The sequence below is a fragment of the Lentzea sp. NPDC004782 genome (genome assembly GCF_040609115.1).
In the GTDB taxonomy this organism is placed as follows: domain Bacteria; phylum Actinomycetota; class Actinomycetes; order Mycobacteriales; family Pseudonocardiaceae; genus Lentzea.
This window is the reverse complement of sequence record NZ_JBEXJN010000013.1, coordinates 1-18044: the sequence shown is the minus strand read 5'-3', so window position 1 is coordinate 18044 and position 18044 is coordinate 1. Positions and strand designations below refer to the sequence as shown.

18 protein-coding genes are annotated in these 18044 nt (G+C 69.4%); 10 read left to right on the top strand and 8 right to left on the bottom strand.

The features are described 5' to 3' along the window. The first annotated feature begins 2 nt into the window (after positions 1-2). Genes ABZV40_RS14405 through ABZV40_RS14385 form a run of 5 tightly spaced genes read left to right on the top strand, consistent with a single transcriptional unit; the run spans position 3 to position 3617 of the window. Entirely contained in the window at positions 3-401 is a 399-nt protein-coding gene (locus ABZV40_RS14405; RefSeq protein WP_355440201.1) for a helix-turn-helix transcriptional regulator, read from the top strand. A 1-nt stretch (position 402) separates the two neighbouring features. Then, entirely contained in the window at positions 403-1161 is a 759-nt protein-coding gene (gene modA, locus ABZV40_RS14400; RefSeq protein WP_355440198.1) for a molybdate ABC transporter substrate-binding protein, read from the top strand. Then, positions 1158-1937, top strand: a complete 780-nt coding sequence (modB, locus tag ABZV40_RS14395; protein WP_355440196.1) for a molybdate ABC transporter permease subunit — start codon at positions 1158-1160, stop codon at positions 1935-1937. Before modA ends, modB begins: the two co-directional genes overlap by 4 nt. Continuing rightward, positions 1934-2962 carry an ABC transporter ATP-binding protein gene (locus tag ABZV40_RS14390; protein ID WP_355440194.1) on the top strand — a complete coding sequence of 343 codons (1029 nt, stop codon included), beginning with the start codon at positions 1934-1936 and terminating at the stop codon, positions 2960-2962. The genes modB and ABZV40_RS14390 overlap by 4 nt, the downstream gene beginning before the upstream one ends. Before the next feature lies 1 nt (position 2963). Next, positions 2964-3617: a pyridoxal 5'-phosphate synthase gene (locus ABZV40_RS14385; RefSeq protein ID WP_355440192.1), complete on the top strand. Its 654-nt coding sequence runs from the start codon at positions 2964-2966 to the stop codon at positions 3615-3617. Positions 3618-3701: 84 nt separating this feature from the next. Here the strand turns inward: ABZV40_RS14385 and ABZV40_RS14380 are convergent, their stop codons facing one another. The 7 genes from ABZV40_RS14380 to ABZV40_RS14350 all read right to left on the bottom strand — a co-directional run bounded on the left by ABZV40_RS14380 (position 3702) and on the right by ABZV40_RS14350 (position 11941). Beyond that, entirely contained in the window at positions 3702-4892 is a 1191-nt protein-coding gene (locus ABZV40_RS14380; protein WP_355440189.1) for an acyl-CoA dehydrogenase family protein, read from the bottom strand. Between the two features lie 2 nt (positions 4893-4894). Further along, a complete protein-coding gene (locus ABZV40_RS14375) occupies positions 4895-5731 on the bottom strand; it encodes a 3-hydroxyacyl-CoA dehydrogenase NAD-binding domain-containing protein (protein ID WP_355440186.1) in 837 nt (278 codons plus the stop codon). Continuing rightward, on the bottom strand, positions 5728-6459 hold the full coding sequence (locus ABZV40_RS14370; protein ID WP_355440183.1) for an acetoacetate decarboxylase: 732 nt from the start codon (positions 6457-6459) through the stop codon (positions 5728-5730). The genes ABZV40_RS14375 and ABZV40_RS14370 overlap by 4 nt, the downstream gene beginning before the upstream one ends. A 1-nt stretch (position 6460) precedes the next feature. Then, positions 6461-7204 (bottom strand): crotonase/enoyl-CoA hydratase family protein, encoded by a 744-nt coding sequence (locus tag ABZV40_RS14365; RefSeq protein WP_355440180.1) that lies wholly within the window; start codon positions 7202-7204, stop codon positions 6461-6463. Then, positions 7201-8349: a CoA transferase gene (locus ABZV40_RS14360; RefSeq protein ID WP_355440178.1), complete on the bottom strand. Its 1149-nt coding sequence runs from the start codon at positions 8347-8349 to the stop codon at positions 7201-7203. Before ABZV40_RS14360 ends, ABZV40_RS14365 begins: the two co-directional genes overlap by 4 nt. 116 nt (positions 8350-8465) lie before the next feature. Then, positions 8466-9374 (bottom strand): LysR family transcriptional regulator, encoded by a 909-nt coding sequence (locus ABZV40_RS14355; RefSeq protein WP_355440176.1) that lies wholly within the window; start codon positions 9372-9374, stop codon positions 8466-8468. Between the two features lie 23 nt (positions 9375-9397). Continuing rightward, complete coding sequence (locus ABZV40_RS14350; protein ID WP_355440173.1) at positions 9398-11941, bottom strand: BTAD domain-containing putative transcriptional regulator; 2544 nt, start codon at positions 11939-11941, stop codon at positions 9398-9400. A 63-nt stretch (positions 11942-12004) separates the two neighbouring features. On the opposite strand from ABZV40_RS14350, the gene ABZV40_RS14345 reads away from it, so the two are divergent. From ABZV40_RS14345 to ABZV40_RS14330, 4 genes are all read left to right on the top strand, one after another. Next, complete coding sequence (locus ABZV40_RS14345; RefSeq protein ID WP_355440170.1) at positions 12005-13627, top strand: C39 family peptidase; 1623 nt, start codon at positions 12005-12007, stop codon at positions 13625-13627. 297 nt (positions 13628-13924) lie between these two features. Continuing rightward, complete coding sequence (locus tag ABZV40_RS14340) at positions 13925-14854, top strand: hypothetical protein (RefSeq protein ID WP_355440167.1); 930 nt, start codon at positions 13925-13927, stop codon at positions 14852-14854. A gap of 294 nt (positions 14855-15148) precedes the next feature. After that, positions 15149-15613, top strand: coding sequence for a hypothetical protein (locus ABZV40_RS14335; RefSeq protein ID WP_355440164.1), 465 nt, complete (start codon positions 15149-15151; stop codon positions 15611-15613). After that, complete coding sequence (locus ABZV40_RS14330; RefSeq protein WP_355440161.1) at positions 15610-16326, top strand: alpha/beta hydrolase; 717 nt, start codon at positions 15610-15612, stop codon at positions 16324-16326. The genes ABZV40_RS14335 and ABZV40_RS14330 overlap by 4 nt, the downstream gene beginning before the upstream one ends. Here ABZV40_RS14330 and ABZV40_RS14325 read toward each other — a convergent pair. Further along, positions 16313-16915, bottom strand: a complete 603-nt coding sequence (locus ABZV40_RS14325; protein ID WP_355440158.1) for a TetR/AcrR family transcriptional regulator — start codon at positions 16913-16915, stop codon at positions 16313-16315. The genes ABZV40_RS14330 and ABZV40_RS14325 overlap by 14 nt on opposite strands. Positions 16916-16995: 80 nt before the next feature. On the opposite strand from ABZV40_RS14325, the gene ABZV40_RS14320 reads away from it, so the two are divergent. Next, positions 16996-17937, top strand: coding sequence for a beta-ketoacyl-ACP synthase III (locus tag ABZV40_RS14320; protein ID WP_355440155.1), 942 nt, complete (start codon positions 16996-16998; stop codon positions 17935-17937). The last annotated feature ends 107 nt before the right edge of the window (positions 17938-18044 follow it).

The following is an 18044-nucleotide window of genomic DNA, read 5'->3' as shown; positions in this document are numbered from 1 at the left end:
CCGTGCCGAATCTGCGGATCAGCGAAGCCGCCGCGCTGCTCGGGGTCAGTGACGACACCCTGCGCCGGTGGATAGACCAGGGACGCCTTCACCCCGTCGTCCTCGACAACGGGCGAAAGGGCGTGAACGGCACCGAACTGGCCGAGTTCGCGCAGAAGATGACCGAGGTGACCGAACCCGGCGTCACGGTGGCGGCCTCGGCGCGCAACCGGATGAAGGGCATCGTCACGCGCGTCGTCAAGGACGGCGTCATGGCCCAGGTCGACATGCAGGCCGGGCCGTTCCGCATCACTTCGCTGATGAGCCGCGAGTCCGCGGACGAACTCGGCCTCGAGGTGGGCAGCGTCGCCGTCGCCTCCATCAAGTCCACCCACGTCGTCGTCGAGATCCCGGAGGCCTGAGGTGAAGGGAGTCCTCGCCGTCGCGGCCCTGCTGCTGGCCGGTTGCGGGTCCCCGGCCCCCGCGACCACGAACGGCACCGGGGTCACCGGCCAGGTCACGGTGTTCGCGGCGGCGTCGCTGACCGAGTCGTTCCGCAAGCTGGGCGCGGAGTTCGAGGCCGCGAACCCCGGCGTGGAGGTCACGTTCAACTTCGCGGGCAGCTCGGCGCTGGCGCAGCAGATCAACCAGGGCGCACCCGCCGACGTGTTCGCGTCCGCGGCGCCCGCCAACATGAAGCAGGTGACCGACACCGGTGCGGTCACGGCGGCGCCGGCGACGTTCGCGAAGAACACGCTGCAGATCGCGGTGCCGAAGGGCAACCCGCGCAAGGTCACCGGGCTCGCCGACTTCGCCGGGGCCGATCTGAAGATCGCGCTGTGCGCGGAGCAGGTGCCGTGCGGGGCGGCGGCGAAGAAGGTGTTCGAGGCCGCGAAGGTCACGCCCGCGCCGGACACGCTGGAGCAGGACGTGAAGGCCGTGCTGACCAAGGTGTCGCTGGGCGAGGTCGACGCGGCGCTCGTCTACCGCACGGACGTCAAGGCCGCCGGGGACAAGGTGGAGGGCGTGGACTTCGCCGAGGCCTCCAGCGCGGTCAACGACTATCCCGTCGCACCACTGGCCAAGGCGCCGAACGCGGTGGCCGCCAAGGCTTTCGTCGACTACGTGCTGTCGGAGAAGGGCAGGAAGGTGCTCTTCGAGGCGGGCTTCGCGGCGCCGTGAGGTCACGGCTGCCGGTCGTCCTGGTCCTGCCCGCGGTCGTCGGGCTCGCGTTCCTGCTCGTGCCGCTGGCAGGGCTGCTCGTCAAGACGCCGTGGGAGACTCTGCCGGCTCAGCTGTTCAGCGAGGAGGTCGGGCAGGCGCTGCGGCTCTCGCTGGTCTGCGCGTCGCTCGCCACGGTCGTCTGTCTCGTCCTCGGCGTGCCGCTCGCGTGGTTGCTCGCGCGCGGCGACCTGCCGGGACGGGGGCTGCTCCGCGCTCTCGTGACCGTGCCGCTGGTCCTGCCGCCCGTGGTGGGCGGGGTGGCGTTGCTGCTCGTGCTCGGGCGACGGGGCGTGGCCGGCCAGTACCTCGACCAGTGGTTCGGGATCTCGCTTCCCTTCACCACGGCGGGAGTCGTGCTCGCGGAGGCGTTCGTGGCGATGCCGTTCCTGGTGATCTCGGTCGAGGGTGCGTTGCGGGCGGCTGATCCGCGTTACGAGGAAGCCGCCGCCACGCTGGGGGCCTCGCGCTGGCTGACGTTCCGCCGCGTGACGCTGCCGAGCGTGATGCCGGGGGTGGTCGCCGGAACCGTGCTGTGCTGGGCGCGGGCGCTCGGCGAGTTCGGCGCCACGATCACGTTCGCCGGCAACTTCCCCGGCCGGACGACGACCATGCCGCTGGCCGTCTACCTGGCGCTGGAGAGCGACCCGGACGCCGCGATCGTGCTCAGCGTCGTGCTCCTGTTCGTCTCCGTCGCGGTGCTGGCGGGGCTGCGGGACAGGTGGATCAGCGCATGACCCTGCACGCCGACCTCCGCGTCCAGCGCGCAGGCTTCTCGCTCCACCTCGACCTGGCTGTCGAGGCGGGCGAGGTCGTCGCGCTGCTCGGTCCCAACGGCGCCGGCAAGACCACCGCCCTGCGCGCTCTCGCCGGCCTGCTGCCCGGTGGCCGCGTCCGGGTCGGCGAGTCCACTTGGGACGGTCTGCCCGCCGAGAAACGCCCGATCGGCGTGGTGTTCCAGGACTACCTGCTCTTCGCGCACATGACCGCGCTCGACAACGTCGCGTTCGGCCTGCGCGCCCGCGGCACCCGCAAGGCCGAGGCCAACGCCGTCGCGCTGCGGTGGCTCGACCAGGTCGGGCTCGCGGGCTTCGCCAGGGCCAAGCCCCGCACGCTCTCCGGCGGCCAGGCCCAGCGCGTCGCCCTCGCCCGCGCCCTCGCCACGTCGCCGGAACTGCTGCTGCTCGACGAACCGCTGGCCGCTCTGGACGTCAGCACCCGCCTGCGCGTGCGGTCCGAGCTCGGCAGGCACCTGGCGGACTACCCCGGACACACGTTGCTGGTCACGCACGACCCGTTGGACGCGATGGTGCTCGCCGACCGGATCGTCATCCTGGAGGACGGCCGCGTCGTCCAGCAGGGCACGCCGCGTGAGGTCGTCCGGCAACCGCGCACCGACTACGTGGCGCACCTCGTCGGCCTCAACTTCTACCGCGGAGTCGCTGCCGGCACCGAGGTCCGGCTCGACGAGGGCGGCACGTTGACGATCGCCGAGCCCGCCGAGGGCCCGGTGCACGTGGTGTTCCCGCCGTCCGCGGTGAGCCTGTTCCCGTCGAAACCCGCTGGAAGCCCGCGAAACACCTGGCAGGCCGTCGTGTCCGGCGTCGAGCAGCACGCCCACACGACCCGCGTCGATCTCGACGGCTCCCCCGCCGTGCTCGCGGACATCGCCACCGCCACGATGGCCGAACTGCGGCTTCAGCCCGGTACCACTCTGTGGGTTTCGCTGAAAGCCACCGAGATCCACACCTATCCTCGGTGACATGACAGTCGCTGACCTGCTGCGTGGCCTGCCGTCGCTCGCCGGGCCGTTGCCCGCGTTCGACCCCGCCGATGCTCCCTCGGACCCGGACGAGCTGTTCGGCACGTGGCTGTCGGACGCCGTCGACGCCGGGGTGATCGAGCCGCACGCGCTGACGCTGTCCACTGTGGACCCTGCCGGTCGCCCGTCCGCGCGGGTGCTGATCCTCAAGGACCTCGCCGACGGCGTGTGGCACTTCGCGTCGAGTGCGGTGAGCCGCAAGGGCAAGGAGCTCGCGAACACGCCCTGGGCCGCACTCACGTTCTACTGGCCGGCGCTCGGCCGTCAGGTGCGGGTGCGGGGCGCGGTCAGCGTGGCCAACGGCGAGGACAGCGCGCGGGACTTCCTGGCCCGCTCCCCCAGCGCCCGCGCAAACGCTTTGCTGGGACGGCAGAGCGACCTGCTGGCCGACCGCGCGGAGCTCGACACCGCGCTCGCCGAGTCGGTCGAACGGGTCGAGAACGCACCGGACACCGTCGCTCCGGCCTGGACGCTGTACCACCTGACAGCGGACGAGGTCGAGTTCTGGCAGGGCGACACGACCCGCAAACACGTGCGCGTCCAGTACGTCCGCAAGGGCGGATCGCACTGGACGCGCGAACTGCTGTGGCCCTGAACCTCTGGCACGCGTTCGTCGTCGATGAAGGGCGCCTTCATCCACCTGAGGTGGAGTAAGGCGCCCTTCATCGAGCACTCGGACTCACACGAAGGCGCTCTGCCCGGTGATCGCCTTGCCGACGATCAGCGTGTTCATCTCACGGGTGCCCTCGAACGAGTAGATCGCCTCCGCGTCGGCGAAGAAGCGGGCCACGTCGTAGCCGAGCACGATGCCGTTGCCGCCGAGGATCTCCCGGCTCCAGGCGACGACCTCGCGCATCCGGGAGGTGACGAACGCCTTGGCGAGCGACGAGTGCTCGTCCTGGAAGATGCCGGCGTCCTGCAGCTTCGCGAGCTGCACCAGCATGCCCCACGAGGCGGTGATGTTGCCGAGCGAGCGCACCAGCAGGTCCTGGACCATCTGGAAGCGGGCGATCGGGCGGCCGAACTGCTTGCGCTCCTGGGCGTAGGCCAGGGCCAGTTCGTAGGCGCCGATCATCACGCCGAGCGCCTGCCAGGCGACGCCGCCGCGGGTGGCGCGCAGGATCTCCGCGACGTCGCGGAACGAGTTGATGCGCTGCAGCCGGTTCGCCTCCGGCACGCGGACGTCGGTCAGGGTGATCTCGGCGTTCTCCACGATCCGGAACGCGATCTTGCCCTCGATCTTCTCGGCGACGAAGCCGGGCGTGCCCTTCTCGACGACGAACCCCTTGACGTGGTTGTCCTCCTCGTCACGGGCCCACACGACGACGTAGTCGGCGAAGGTGGCGTTGCCGATCCACTTCTTGGCGCCGTTGAGGATCCACGTGTCGCCCTCGCGGCGCGCGGTGGTGCGCATGCCGCCCGCCACGTCGGAGCCGCCGAGCGGTTCGGTCATCGCGAACGCGCCGATCTTGTCCATCGCGGCCATGGCGGGCAGCCAGCGGTCGCGCTGCTCCTGGTCGCCGCCCGCGTAGATCGAGTACATCGCCAGTCCGTTGTGGACGCCGAAGAAGGTCGCGACCGACGCGTCGGTGCGGGTCAGCTCCATCGCGAGCATGCCGGTGAGCAGGTTGCTGACGGCGGCGGGGTGTTCGCCGTAACCCTCGTACGACAACGCGGTGAGGCCGGCGCCGCGGAACTTGTCGATCAGCTCGGGCGGGAACTCGCCGCGCGCCCAGTACTCGTTGACCATCGGCTTGATCTCGGTGGTCATGAACTCGCGGGCGCTCAGCAGGATCTTGCGCTCCTCGTCGCTGAGCAGGGCCTCGTAGTTGTAGAAGTCGGCGACGAGCTGGTCTTCAAGACGTTCCATGACTAGTTCTCCTCCAATGCCGTCAGAACGGCGAGCTGCTTGCGGTCGCGCGTCTCGGCCAGTGCCGAGTACGTGGAGGAGCCGTAAGCGCTTTCGACTGCTTCGATGAGCTTTTCGGGGTTGTCGGACGGGGTGCCGAGCGCGAGTCCCTGCATGGACTTGCCGATGTGCTCGGCGAGGTGCCGGTAGCCGCCGGGGCCGCCACCGAGGTGGGCGCCGAGGAACGGGCCGACGGTGGCCCAGCGGATGCCGAGCGAGTTCGTGACGACGGCGTCGAGGTCGGCCGGCGTCACCACGCCCTGTTCGACCAGGTACGCGGCTTCCCGGGACAGCGCGGCCTGCAGCCGGTTGCCGACGAATCCGGGGATCTCCTTGCGTTCCACGACCGGCGTGCGGCCGAGCGAGCGGTAGAACTCGACGGCCTTGGCGACCGACTCCTCGCTCGTCTGCTCACCTGGCACGACCTCGACCAGCGGGATCACGTGCGGCGGGTTGAACGGGTGTCCGATCAGGACGCGCGAGCCGTCGATGCCCTGGGTGAACGCGGTCGACGGGATCGCCGACGACGAGCTGAGCAGCAGGGCGTGTTCCGGAGCCTCTCGGACGAGCTCGGCGAAGAGGGTCTTCTTGAACGCCAGGTTCTCCGGGCCGTTCTCCTGCACGAAGTCCGCGTCCCGCACGGCCTCGGCGACGCTCGCCGCCACCTGCGCGCCGTCCGGGACGACGTCCGCGAGGTCCGGGCGGGGGTCGGTGACCCGCACGGTCATCCCGTGCTCGACGAACAACTTCGCCCACGACAGGCCGATGACACCTGCACCAACGACAGCAACGGTTGTCATGACTCCTCCAAGTAGTTGTGAACCGGCTTGGCGGGAGCGAGCGTCAGGTCGGTGATGATGTGGCTGGCGGACACGACCTCCAGCACCGGGAGGTCGGCGAGCGGCGCGAGGACGTGCTGGAACAGCTGCAAGCGCGCCGGACCGGTGTAGGCCTGCTTGACCACGACGTCGGTGATCTCCGTGCGCACGAGCTCCTGCACCCGCAACGAACCGTTGTAGTCGGGGATGGTCTTCAGCATGAAGGTCGGAACCGTGATCTCCGCCTCAGCGTCCCGGCGGTCCAGCTCGAAGTGCTTGTAGCCCATGGTCGCCGTGGCCACCCGCAGCGTTCCGTAGTCGAGCGTGCCGACCAGCGCGCCGTTGTCGGCGTAGAGCTTCGGCGAGCCCATCACCTTCGGGTAGGCGCTGACCTCGCGGCCGGACGCGGTGGCGGCGAAGCTGTCCAGGTACATCGCGTGCAGGTACTCGCCGCGTTCGCCGTCGAAGACGACCTGGATCGCCTGGCCGGCCTCGGTGTAGGGCCCGTAGCCGGTGACGTCGTTCATCTTCATGACCTCGAACCGGACGAGCGGCTCGTCGATCTCCAGCGGCGCCGGGACGACGGCCCGCAGCGCCTCCGGATCGGTCCGGTACACGATGTTCAGGTACTCGCGGTCGAAGAACCGGGGCTGCACGGCGGGAAACGCCGGTGCGGTCAGGGGTGTGATGCCGAGTTGCATTTTGGGCATGTCAACGTCCTGTCCACTGTGGAGCGCGACGCTCGGCGAAGGCGGTCATGCCCTCGCGGACGTCGGCCGTGGTCATCAGCTTCGCGCTCTCGGTGCGTTGCGCGGCCCAGGGGTCCCGCGACCGCACGACGTTCTTCACGGCGGCCAGCGCCAGCGGCGCGTTCAGGGCGATCTGCTCGGCCAGCTGCAACGCGATCGCGGCGGCCTCTCCGTTCGGCACGACCCTGTTGGCGATGCCGAGCGCACCCGCGCGGCGGCCGTCGACCGGTTCACCGGTCAGCAGGATCTCCATCGCGAGGTGGTAGGGGATCCGTTGCGGCAGGCGGACGACCCCGCCGCCGGCGGCGATCAGGCCGCGTTTCACCTCCGGCAGCCCGAACTTCGCGTCCTCGGCGGCGACGATCAGGTCGCAGCCCAGCGCCAGCTCGAACCCACCTCCCAGCGCGAACCCCTCGACCGCGGCGATCACCGGCTTGGTGAGCTCGGCTTCGGTGAGCCCTCCGAGGCCGCGGCCGGGGATCTCGGGCGACTCGCCCCGCAGCGCGGCCTTGAGGTCCATGCCGGCGCTGAAGCTGCCGCCCGCCCCGGTGAGCACGCCGACGCGGAGTTCGGGGGTGGCCTCCAGCTCGTCCAGCGCCGCGGCGAGCCCGGCCGCGACCGCCGCGTTGACGGCGTTGCGCGCCTGCGGCCGGTCGATCGTGATCAGCAGAGCCGAACCGATGCGTTCGGTGCGAATCTCGTTCATGCCAACTCCTCGAGAACCTCAGCGGTGTCCTGACCCGGCAGCGGGGCCAGGCGGCGGACGGTGGCGGGCGTGGCGGAGAACCGGACCGGGATGCCGATCGAGCGGACGGCGCCCTCGGTGGGGTGCTGCACGACGTCGAGCAGGTGGCCGTCGCGGACGTAGTCGTCCTCGTGCGCCTTGTCGAGCTCCAGCACCGGCCCGAACGGGATGCTGTGCTTCGCGCACACCTCGCCCCATTCCTCGGTGGTGAGCGCGGAGGCGCACTCGTCGACGAGACCCATCAGGTCGTCGGTGTCGCCGGGATCGAGGTGGTCACCGGCGACGCGCGGGTCCTCGACCAGGTCGGGACGCTGTGCGGCGGCGAAGAAGTCGCGGAAGTTCTGCGGGTTGTAGGGCACGACGCAGGCGAGGCCGTCCTTGGTGTGCACGGCGTGGTGGCCCCTGGCCATCGAGAGGTTGAAGCCGGTCGGCCCCTCCTCCGGCACGAACGCGTGCCCCGAGAGGTGCTCGACCAGGTTGAACGCGATCATCGTGTCGGCCATGGGGATCTCGACGCGCTGACCTTCACCGGTGGCGTTGCGGTGCACGAGCGCGGCGAGCACGCTGTAGGCGATGGTCAGCGACGACACCTTGTCACCGATGATCGTCGGCAGGTAGACGGGCCGCCCGATCGCGCGGTTCGCGATGTCGACCAGACCGGAGGCGCCCTGGATCGTCTCGTCGTAGGCGGCGATGCCTGCGCGGTCGGAGTCGCTGCGGAACCCCTGCGCGTGGGCGTAGATCAGGCCGGGGTTGCGCTCGGCGACGTCGGCGTAGTCGAGGCCGAGCCTGCTCAGGGCACCCGGTCGCATGTTGGTGATCAGCACGTCGGCCGTGTCGATCAGCTTGAGAGCCTTCTCGCGGTCCTCTTCGTCCTTGAGGTTCAGGGCGACGCTGCGCTTGTTCCGGTTGACGTTGAGGCTCAGCGGCGTCATGCCCGGCGTGGTGCGGTAGCGGCCGTTGCGGACGGTGTCCACAGGCGACTCGATCTTGATCACGTCGGCGCCGAGGTCTCCGAGGATCTGGGCCGCGTACGGGCCCATCACCACGGTCGAGAGGTCGATCACCCGCACGCCGTCCAGCGGACCGGCGGTGATGTCCTTCATCGTTCGTCCTTTCGCACCTTGCTTCCTGCTTGCACAACCGAAGCTAGTGGCGAATTCGGCGAAAGGGAACGATCATGTCGCGAACAATGTTATGACCACAGCGGTCATACCATTGTTCATTTGGAAATCGGCTCCACGAAAACCTCGCGGGCGGCCTCGACGAGCTCCTTGAGGTCACCGTCGGCGCCGCGGTCGTGCCGCCACAGCAGCCCGGTGTCGAGCTGCGCGCGGAAGTCCTCGAACGGCAGCACCGCCATGTTCTCCAGCTGGTAACCGCGCATCGAGCTGTCCTCGTCGAGCATCGAGACGGAGAACCCGAGCCCGCTGGACACGATCTCCGACGTGCCCTGGTAGCCGGTGTTGCTCAGCTGGATGCGCTTTTTGATGCCCAGCTCGTGCAATTGCCGGTCGAGCTGTTCGAAATATGCGGGCATCATTTCCTCGGGCCCCTTCGCGTAGGCGAGGTCGGTCAGGTCGGCCAATTTGACCGACTCACGTCCCTGGAACTGGTCCGCCGGAACCACGGCGCCGAGGCGTTCAGTCATCACGTGCAGCGTGTCGAGAGAGGCCTCCTGCACGGGCAACCGCGCCAGCGTGAGAGCGAGCTTCCCCTCCTTCACCGCCGCGACCAGGTCCGTGGTCGTGCCGGGCCACCGCTTGACCTCGAACCGTTCGTGCACGCGCTCGGCCAGCAGCGTGAGCCGCTCCCGCAGCGCCGGGTGGATCCCGGCGGGCATGCCGACGAACACCGTCGTCCTGGATGGTTTCGTGGCCTCGTCGAGCCGCCACCTGATCGATCCGACCCGGTCGAGCACGTCCCGCGCGATCGGCAGCAGCGCGTTCCCCGCGGGCGTCAGCGCCACGTGATGCGTGCTGCGGTCGAACAGCTGCCGGCCCAGCTCGTGTTCGAGGTCCTTGATCCGCTGGCTCAGCGGAGAGGCGGCCATGTGCAGCTTCCGCGCGGCCGCCGAGAAGTTGAGCTCCTCCGCGACCGCGACGAAATACCTGAGATGCAGCAGTTCCACGTGATCCAGACTAGGGCGCCCGATCAGTCGAGGCCGGTCAGCCGCCGTGAGGCTTCCGACTCACCCCACCGGAACCCGATGCGCCGCGACAGCTCCGCTGCCTCGCGGTAGGACGACCTGGCCTGCTCGGCACGTCCCGCCAGCTCGTGCACGATGCCGCGATCGAGCAGCACCCCGGCCTCGATCTGCCTGTCCCCCACCGATCGCGCGAGCTGCAGCGCCTCCTCCGACAGCTCCAGAGCGCGGTCCAGCGAGCCCAGCTGGCGGTGCGCGTCGGCCATGTTCGCCAGCGCGTGCAGCTCACCGGACCGGTCGCCGCACGTGCGGAACGTCGTCAAAGTCTCCTCGTAGCAACCCAAGGCGGCCGGGAGATCACCGAGGGCGGCGTGCACCAGACCGAGGTTGGTGCGCACGTAGGCCGCGCCCTGCGAGTCGGACAGCTCCTCCCGCAACGTCAGCGAGGCCTCCAGCGACGTGACCGCGGCGGGCAGCTCACGACGCCGCCAGTGCACGATGCCGAGGTTGTTGAGCGTCACGGCTTCGAGCTGCCGGTCGCCCAGCGATCGGGCCAGCGCGAGGGCCGCGGTCCAGTGCTGCTGCGCCTCGGCGAACTTGAAGCCGCGCTCGCACGCGGCGCCGAGTTCCTTCAACGCCAACGCTTCCGCGCGCACGTCACCCAGTGTGCGAGCGGCCTCCAGTGCCAGGGTGTTGAGCGCGGCCCAGTCCGCCACCTCGGAACGGCGCCGGAAGTACCACGAAAGCCCGGCGGCGAACGCGATCGCGTCGGCCGGGGAGGCCTGGTGGGCGGCGGCGATGAGGTTGTCGCGCTCCTCGGCGAGCCAGAGGTCCGTCGGGTTGTCCGCCAAGGCTTCCAGGTAGTGCTTGTGCAGGCGTTCCAGCGCCAGCGACCGCTCGTCCGACGACTCCGAGGCCCGGCACCGCTCCCGCGCGAACAACCGCAGCAGGTCGTGCAACGCGAACCGGCCGGGCACCGGTTCCTCGACGAGGTGCGCGTCGGCCAGTTCGGCGAGCAGCTCCTCGACGTCCGGCACGTCGGTCAGCGCCCGCGCCGCCGCCACCGCGAAGTCCGGCCCGTCCAGCAGGCCCAGCAGACGGAAAACCCTTGCCACCGCGGGAGACCCGAGCTCGGCGTAGCTGACCTCGAACGCCGACCGCACCGCGACGTCGCCGAGCCTCAGCTCGTCGAGCCGCCGCCTCTCGTCGGCCAACCGGGCGGCGAGCAGCGCCGCCGTCCACTGTGGACGCGCGGCGAGCCGGGCGCCCGCGATGCGCAGCGCCAGCGGCAGTCCGCCACACCAGCGCACGAGCTCCGTTGCGTCGCCGACCTCTCCGGCGACGCCCGCGAGCAGCTGCGACGCCTCCTCCAGCGGCAGGGCGCCGAGCTTCACGTAGGACGCGCCGTGCAGCGAGGCGAGCGGGCGGCGTGAGGTGATCAGCACGGCCGAGCCGGGACCGGTCGGCAGCAGGCGTTTGACCTGCGCCGCGGTGGCAACGTTGTCCAGCACCACGAGCAGCCGCCGCGACGCCGTGAGCGAGCGGTAGCGCAAGGCTTCCTCGTCGCCGGGACGTTCGCCGAGCGCCCGCAGGAACTGGCTCAGGACCCGGTCGGACGCCCCGTCGGACAGGTCCGCGTAGAGCTGGCCGTCCGGGAACTGCGCCGCGATCTCGTGCGCCGCCCGCACGGCCAGCGCCGACTTGCCGATGCCCGCCTGCCCGGTGATCACGCACACCGCGACCCGGTCCTGCCGCAGCCGGGCCCTGATCAGGTTCAGCTCGCGCGACCGGCCGGCGAACGTGACCACGTCCGGTGGCAGCTGGCGGATCGCCGACGTGCCAACGGGTTTCGCGCGCAGGATCTCGGCCTGCAGCCGCCGCAGCGACTCGCCCGGCTCGACGCCCAGCTCGTCCTGCAGGACCCGGCGGCACTCCTGGTAGGCGGCCAGCGCCTCGGCCGGACGCCCGGCGCGGTGCAGCGCGACCATCTGCTGCTCGCGCAGGCGTTCGTGCAACGGATGCTCGCGCACCCACTCGTTGAGGTCCGCGACGATCTCCACGTGCCGCCCGAGGTCCAGCTCGGCCTCCGCGCACTCGACCCGCGCGGCCAGCCGCAGCTCCTCCAGCTGGGCGACGACCCCGCGCAGCAGTCCGGACGCGGCGAGATCCGCCAGCGCGGGCCCGCGCCACAACGCGAGCGCCTCCCGGTAGCGCTGCGGGGTGCGTTCCCTGCGGGCGACGTCGAGCAGCTCGGTGAACCGCGTGAGGTCGAGCTCGGCCGGGTCGATCGACATCAGGTAGCCCGGCGCCCGCGACAGCAGCCGCGAGCCGACGACCTTGCGCAGCTGGTAGACGTAGACCTGCAGGTTCTTCAGCGCGGTCTTGGGCGGTGCGTCGTCCCACAACACGCTGATCAGCCGGTCGACCGACAGCACCCGCCCGGGCTGGGCGAGCAGCAGCGCGAGCACGGCCCGTTGCTTGGGCGGACCAAGACCCAGGCGCGCGCCGTCGTCGGCGTAACACTCGACCGGCCCGAGCACCCGGAACTCCACAACTCCTGATCGTAACTACCGGATGCATACCGGACACATGCCACGCGGCATGACGTTTGAACCATGAAGAAAACCTCACTGGCCCTGCTGGTGGCACTCGGCACCTCGGCCGCCGCCGTGTGCCCGGCTCAGGCCGTCGAGCCCTATTCCGAGAGCCCGTCCCAGTCGCACGCCGTCCGTTCCGCCGACGGTTACGACGTCTTCGTCGGTGGCGTCAAGAGAGCCACCTTCAACGTGAGCGATCCTGCATACACAGTCCGTTCGACCTCTTCTGCTGATGGTTCTGAATCAGCCGTGATCTCTGACTTCGACGGAACCGTCGGCAAGGCCCTGCACACCATCGACCGCTACGGCAAGACCCGTTTCGTCGCACGAGGCGCCATCACGTCCGCGGTGTTCAACGGTCCGACACTGGCCTACGCCGACGGCGAGAACGTCGTCGTCGGCGGCGTCACCGTCGGCAAGTTGAAGGGCCGCGCACCCCAGCTGCTCGGCTTCACCTCCGACGGCACCGGTCTGCTGGCCGTGCAACACCCGGACGCGGCCGACGACAGCACCTACGTAGGCTCCCTCGTCCGGTTCGACCTGAAGTCGGGCGCCGCCAAGCCGTTGATCAGCAGCGACTCCACGTCCTTGTACCGCGACTTCAAGCTCGTCGACGTCAAGGGCGAGCGGCACGTCAGCTTCATCAAGCACAACGAGATCTACCGCTGCGGCGGCGCGGAACCGCAGTACCTGGGCCTCGCCACCGAGACCGGCGAGGTCCGCGCGTTGGTCGGCGAGACGAAGCACCACTACCGCAGCGCGGTGTGGAGCACCGACGGCACCCACGTCGCGTACGAGGTCATGGGCTGCGTGTCCGACAAGAAGCTCGGCCCGAACCAGTTCGACGACTTCAACGGCGTCTACGTCCAGGACCTCGCCACCCACAAGGCGTCGCGCGTGGTCGACGGTCTGTCGTTCAACTACGCCCTGACCGGCGTCAACGGCTCCGACGCCGTCATCGGTAGCCCGCAGAAGGGCTACGTGAAGGCAGCGGGCCTCAAAGCCGCGACGCTGGACGGCCAGATGACCACGACGGGCAGGCTGAACCGCGCCGAGTACGTCCACCAGCTGTGGGACACCCGCAACGAGTTCAACGGCAACTCCTCGTGCGGCCCGACCAGCGCCGTGATCGACCTCGTCACCTACCAGCTGCCCACCGAGTTCGGCGTCCAGGTCGCGCAGCCGTTCTCGCACTGGTCGAAGTGGGGCCGCTACATCACCGACGAGTTCACCAACCGCGGCACCACCTTCAACCGCACGATGAACGACTGGTCCCGCACCGGCAGCTGGAAGGGCGCGCACGGCTGGATCACCGGCTACTACTGCGGCGGCAACCCGGCTCGCCCCTGCGCCTCCTGGGAGTCCGAACGCGACTTCCTGGCCCGCAACGGCGCCGCCGTCCAACAGGGCAACTTCACCCCGGCCGAGGTCCGCGCGTTCCTCGACCAGGGCAAGTTCGTGATCATGAGCGGCTCGTGGGGCTCGACCGCCGGCCACCTGTCCGTGGTGATCGGCTACCACGACAACGGGTCGTTCTACGTCCACGACACCTACGGCGCGGGGACGGACGGCAGCTACGACGGCGCGAACCAGCTCTACACGTGGAACTACATCGCGCCCGTGCAGATGTGGGCGGCCTGACCCGTTGAGGACGGCGACCTGTCCTCCTGCCCGTGCACACCGCGGGTAGGAGGATTAGACCGTTCCAGTGACAGCCGCGGTGAGCCGAACGGTTGCATTGGCCGGGAAATGGCCACAAAACTCCGACCTGCGGCAAAGATTTTAACCTGAACCTGAACGGCCGGAACCGACCTCACCGGTCCGGAGCAGACTCGCCCTGGCCCGTTCGCGTGAACCTGATCGTCAGCGTTCGCCCCGGAAGTACCGTACGAATCAGCAGCGGGTGCACCCGCCAAGGGGGTCACGAGGATGTAGCCGATGACGTTCGGGGCAAACGTACACAGGACAGGCCGCAAGCCGTCAAAAACCGGATCAGCCGCGGTGCTGGACGCAGTGGTCGAGGCACTGCGGTCCTACGTGCGCCACGCCGGCGTCATCGGCATCGCGGAAGGCACGCTGGTAATTCTTGCGACAAGCGGAATGGTCGGTGCGGCGATGACGCAGAACGGCCTCCGCACGACCGCCGTCGTCGCCGCGACAGCGGCCGTTCTGGGCCTGTTCGTTCTTCTTGTCGCCAACAAGCTGGAGTGGCGGCGCCAGACCGAACGGGATGAGCGGCTCCTGCGGCATTACTGCGACCTGCTGCACGAACGGTGCGACTACACGTGGCACATCTCGGACTGGCACCAGGTGGTCCAGATCGAGGCGAACGGCGACACCGTGGAGACGATCACGTTCACCGCCGTCTCGGACTGCGAGGCGCTGGACTTCCTCACGTTCTGGGAGGGCCCGAACTGGGAGTGGCCCGACAAGCACCGGCGAGGGGTCGACGTCCGCGTGCGCAGCGTCGAGGACGAGGGAGAGGGCGGAAGCCGTTTCGACGTCACCACCTGCTGGCTGAGCAGAGGGCGCCTGAAGGTCATGGTGCATTTGAGCGAGCCCGCGGCGAGTGGTACCGAGATCCGCCTGGAAGCCGAATTTCGATGGCCCGCGAAATGCCTGCCGTTCATCCAGGGCGCACCCGAGCAATTCGTCAAGAAATTCACCCCCGGCCCGGAGCACCTCGAGTACACGGTGGTCCTGCCACCCGGCTTCAGCAGCTTCTACGACAGCGTGGGCCTGAAGTCGGGCACTGAACGGTACTCCATTCAGCAGCACATCAACGACGGCGGGCGCGAGGAGATCAGGCTCGTGGCCGATGCGATAAGCACCGGCTCACGAGTAGGCATGAAGCTGGACATCAAGTAAGGCGGCGCTCACTTGTCGTCTGCTCCACCGCTGCCTCCTTCGCCACCGATTCCAAACACGTAATTCACCACCTGTTGAATTATTTGTCGCGTACTTCGTCATCTGTTCACCAAACTGAGTCAAGCCTCTCTCGATCGGGGTTCCCCACCAGTCGAAGAAAGGCACAGCAAACAACTGAGCGCCCCGGAAGGGACGCTCAGCGGTGCGCACCTCAAGTTTATGTCAAGACGATCAGATGAACGCACATGGGGGGTACTTGACACCGGACGTCAAGCATCGGTTACAGTTCATCAAGTGACGACCACCTCGGAGCACGTGGATCTGCGGGACGACCTGATCCGGCTCGTGACGAGCCGGCTGCTCGACCCGCTGGAGATCCTGCTGCCACAGGCCGACCTCACCGGCCTGCGGCAGTCCGTCGAAGCCGACGCCGAGATGTGGGCGGCCCAGCTGCTGGGCCCCGACGACGCACTGGCCCGACAAACAGCCATCCGCCTGATGACCGTCCTCTATCCCGGAGACGCCCCGTTCGACCCGCCGGACACGTGGTGGGCGACGCCGCTGGGCCGCGTCACCGCCCGCCGCGCCGGTCATCCGAGCAAGGAGGGCGTCTCGCTCGGGGTGGCCGGCGCGATGCTCGGCATCACCCGCCAGGGCGTCCACGACCTGGTGACCCGCAACAAACTCGCACGCCACCCCGAAGGCGGCGTCACCGTCGCCTCGATCCGCGCCCGCCTCGACCACCGGAGAGAATCGTGAAACTGGCTGCCCATGACCACGGCGGTGACGGTCCGCCGATCCTGTTGCTGCACGGTGCCGGCGGCGACATGTCGGCCTGGGACGTCCTTGCGCCGCAACTGAACGGGCGGTGCGTGGCGGTCGATCTGCGTGGTCACGGACAGTCGCCCGACGGACCGTGGGACTGGGACGCGGTGCTCGACGACATCGAGAGCACTGCTGTCCACTTCGGACTGAGCACGCCGTTCGTCGTCGGGCATTCGCTCGGCGGCATCCTCGCCGGGATGTGGGCGCGCCGCCATCCCGACTGCCCCGGTGCCGTGAGCCTGGACGGGCATCGTTCCGCCGCAACGGATCCGGCGAACTACGCGGGGCTCGACGACGTCGCAGGACCTCTCGCGAAGCTCAACGCGATCTTCACCGCGCAGGAGGAGATGATCACGCGGCCGAACCGCGAGATCACCTCGGCGCTGCGGAAGTCGCCGGAGTTCGCGGACGCCCTGCCGGTGTTCGCCGGTGTGACCGTGCCGTTCCTGCTGGCGCTGGCCACGCGGAACCTGCCGGTGCCACCGGACCTCGTGCCGTTGATGGACGCCCACCGCGCGGGCCTGCGCCGCGATCTGCCGCTGGTGTGCCCCAACGTCCGCGTGCGCGAGATCGACGCGACGCACGGCATGGTCTACGAGCGGCCCGCGGAGGTCGCCGCGGTCGTCAACGACTTCATCGCCCGCTGAACAGCCGGTCGAGCGCCTTGCGAGCCCTGGCCGGGGCGGCGGCGTCGTGCTCCAGCTGCAGGAAGTGGTTGAGCGCCAGCATGATCCCGACGATCTCGTAGATCAGCTGGTCGACGTCGGTGTCCCGCGCCAGGTCGCCGTCGCTGATCGCGCGGCGGATGTGGATGCGCAGGTCCCTGCGCCACAACGCGTTCATGCCGGCCAGCGCGTCCCGGACCCGGCCGCTGCGCCCGTCGAACTCGGTGGTCGCCGCCGTGAAGAAGCACCCGCCGGGCAGCACCTCGCGTTCGAGGTAGGACACCCAGGCCTCGCAGACCGCCTTCAACCGCGGCAGTCCGGACGGCAGCTGCTTGACGCGTTGCGGCACCTCGCGCGAGAAGACCGCCGCCGCCTCGTCGACCACCGCGAGCTGGAGGCCTTCCTTCGTGCCGAAGTGGCCCAGCAGACCGGCTTTGCTCATCCCCAGCTCGTCGGCGAGCCTGCCGATCGTCAGCCCCTCCAGGCCTTCCGCCGAGGCGATGGCGAGGCTCCGTTCGAGGATGCGCTGCCGTGTCTCAAGCGTGTCGGCGGCGGAACGACGTGGGCTCACGCACGCATCCTAGCCTCTTTAGCTACCGACCGATCGGTTGCTATATTCGCCGTGTCGTTGCCTCGCCGAAGGAGCTCACCTTGTCCGGATCCCGTGTCGTCGCGTTCGGCCACCACCAGCCGCAGCGCGTGCTGACCAACGCCGACCTGGAGAAGATGGTCGACACCAGTGACGAATGGATCCGTCAGCGCACGGGCATCGCCACCCGCCACCTCGCGGACGACGAGTCGGTCACGGACATGGCGGCCGCGGCGGCGTCCAAGGCGCTCGCCGCCTCCGGCCTGCTCCCCTCCGACATCGGCCAGGTCATCGTCGCGACCTGCTCGGCAGTCGACCGCTGCCCGTCGATCGCCGCCCAGGTGGCCGGCCGGCTGGGCATCCCGAGCGCCGTCTGCTTCGACCTCAACAACGCCTGCGCCGGCTTCTGCACGGCCCTCGCGACGGCCGACCACACCCTGCGCGCGGGAGCCGCCCGCCACGCCCTGGTCATCGGCGCGGAGAAGATGTCCGACCTCGTCGACTGGACCGACCGCAGCAACTGCATCCTGCTCGGCGACGGAGCGGGCGCCGCCGTGCTCAGCGCCGCCGACAACGCCCAGATCGGCCCGGTCACGTGGGGCTCCGACCCGAGCCGCAACAACGCCGTCCGCCTCGTCGACGCCTGGCAGCCGCGCTTCTCCCAGGAGGGCCAGGCCGTGTTCCGCTGGGCCACCAGCGAACTCCCGGCCGTCGCCGCCCAGGCGTGCGAACGCGCCGGCATCACCACCAGGGACCTGGCCGGCATCGTCACGCACCAGGCCAACCTGCGCATCATCGAGGCCATGACCCGCCGCCTCGATCTGCGCGACGACGTGGTGATCGCGCGCGACGTCGTGGACTCCGGCAACACCTCCGCCGCCTCCGTGCCGCTCGCACTGTCCAAAATGGCCGAACGGGGCGAGCTCCCCTCCGGCGAGCCGGTGCTGCTCTTCGCCTTCGGGGGCGGCCTCTCGTGGGCGGGCCAGGTCATCACCGCCCCGTGACATTGCGCTGAACGAGCAACTCGGTCACCTGACATGCCAGGCATCCCTGTTGTCGATGAAGGGCGCGGTCCAGGTGGCGGTGCGCTTCCACGAACCTGCCCTCGGCG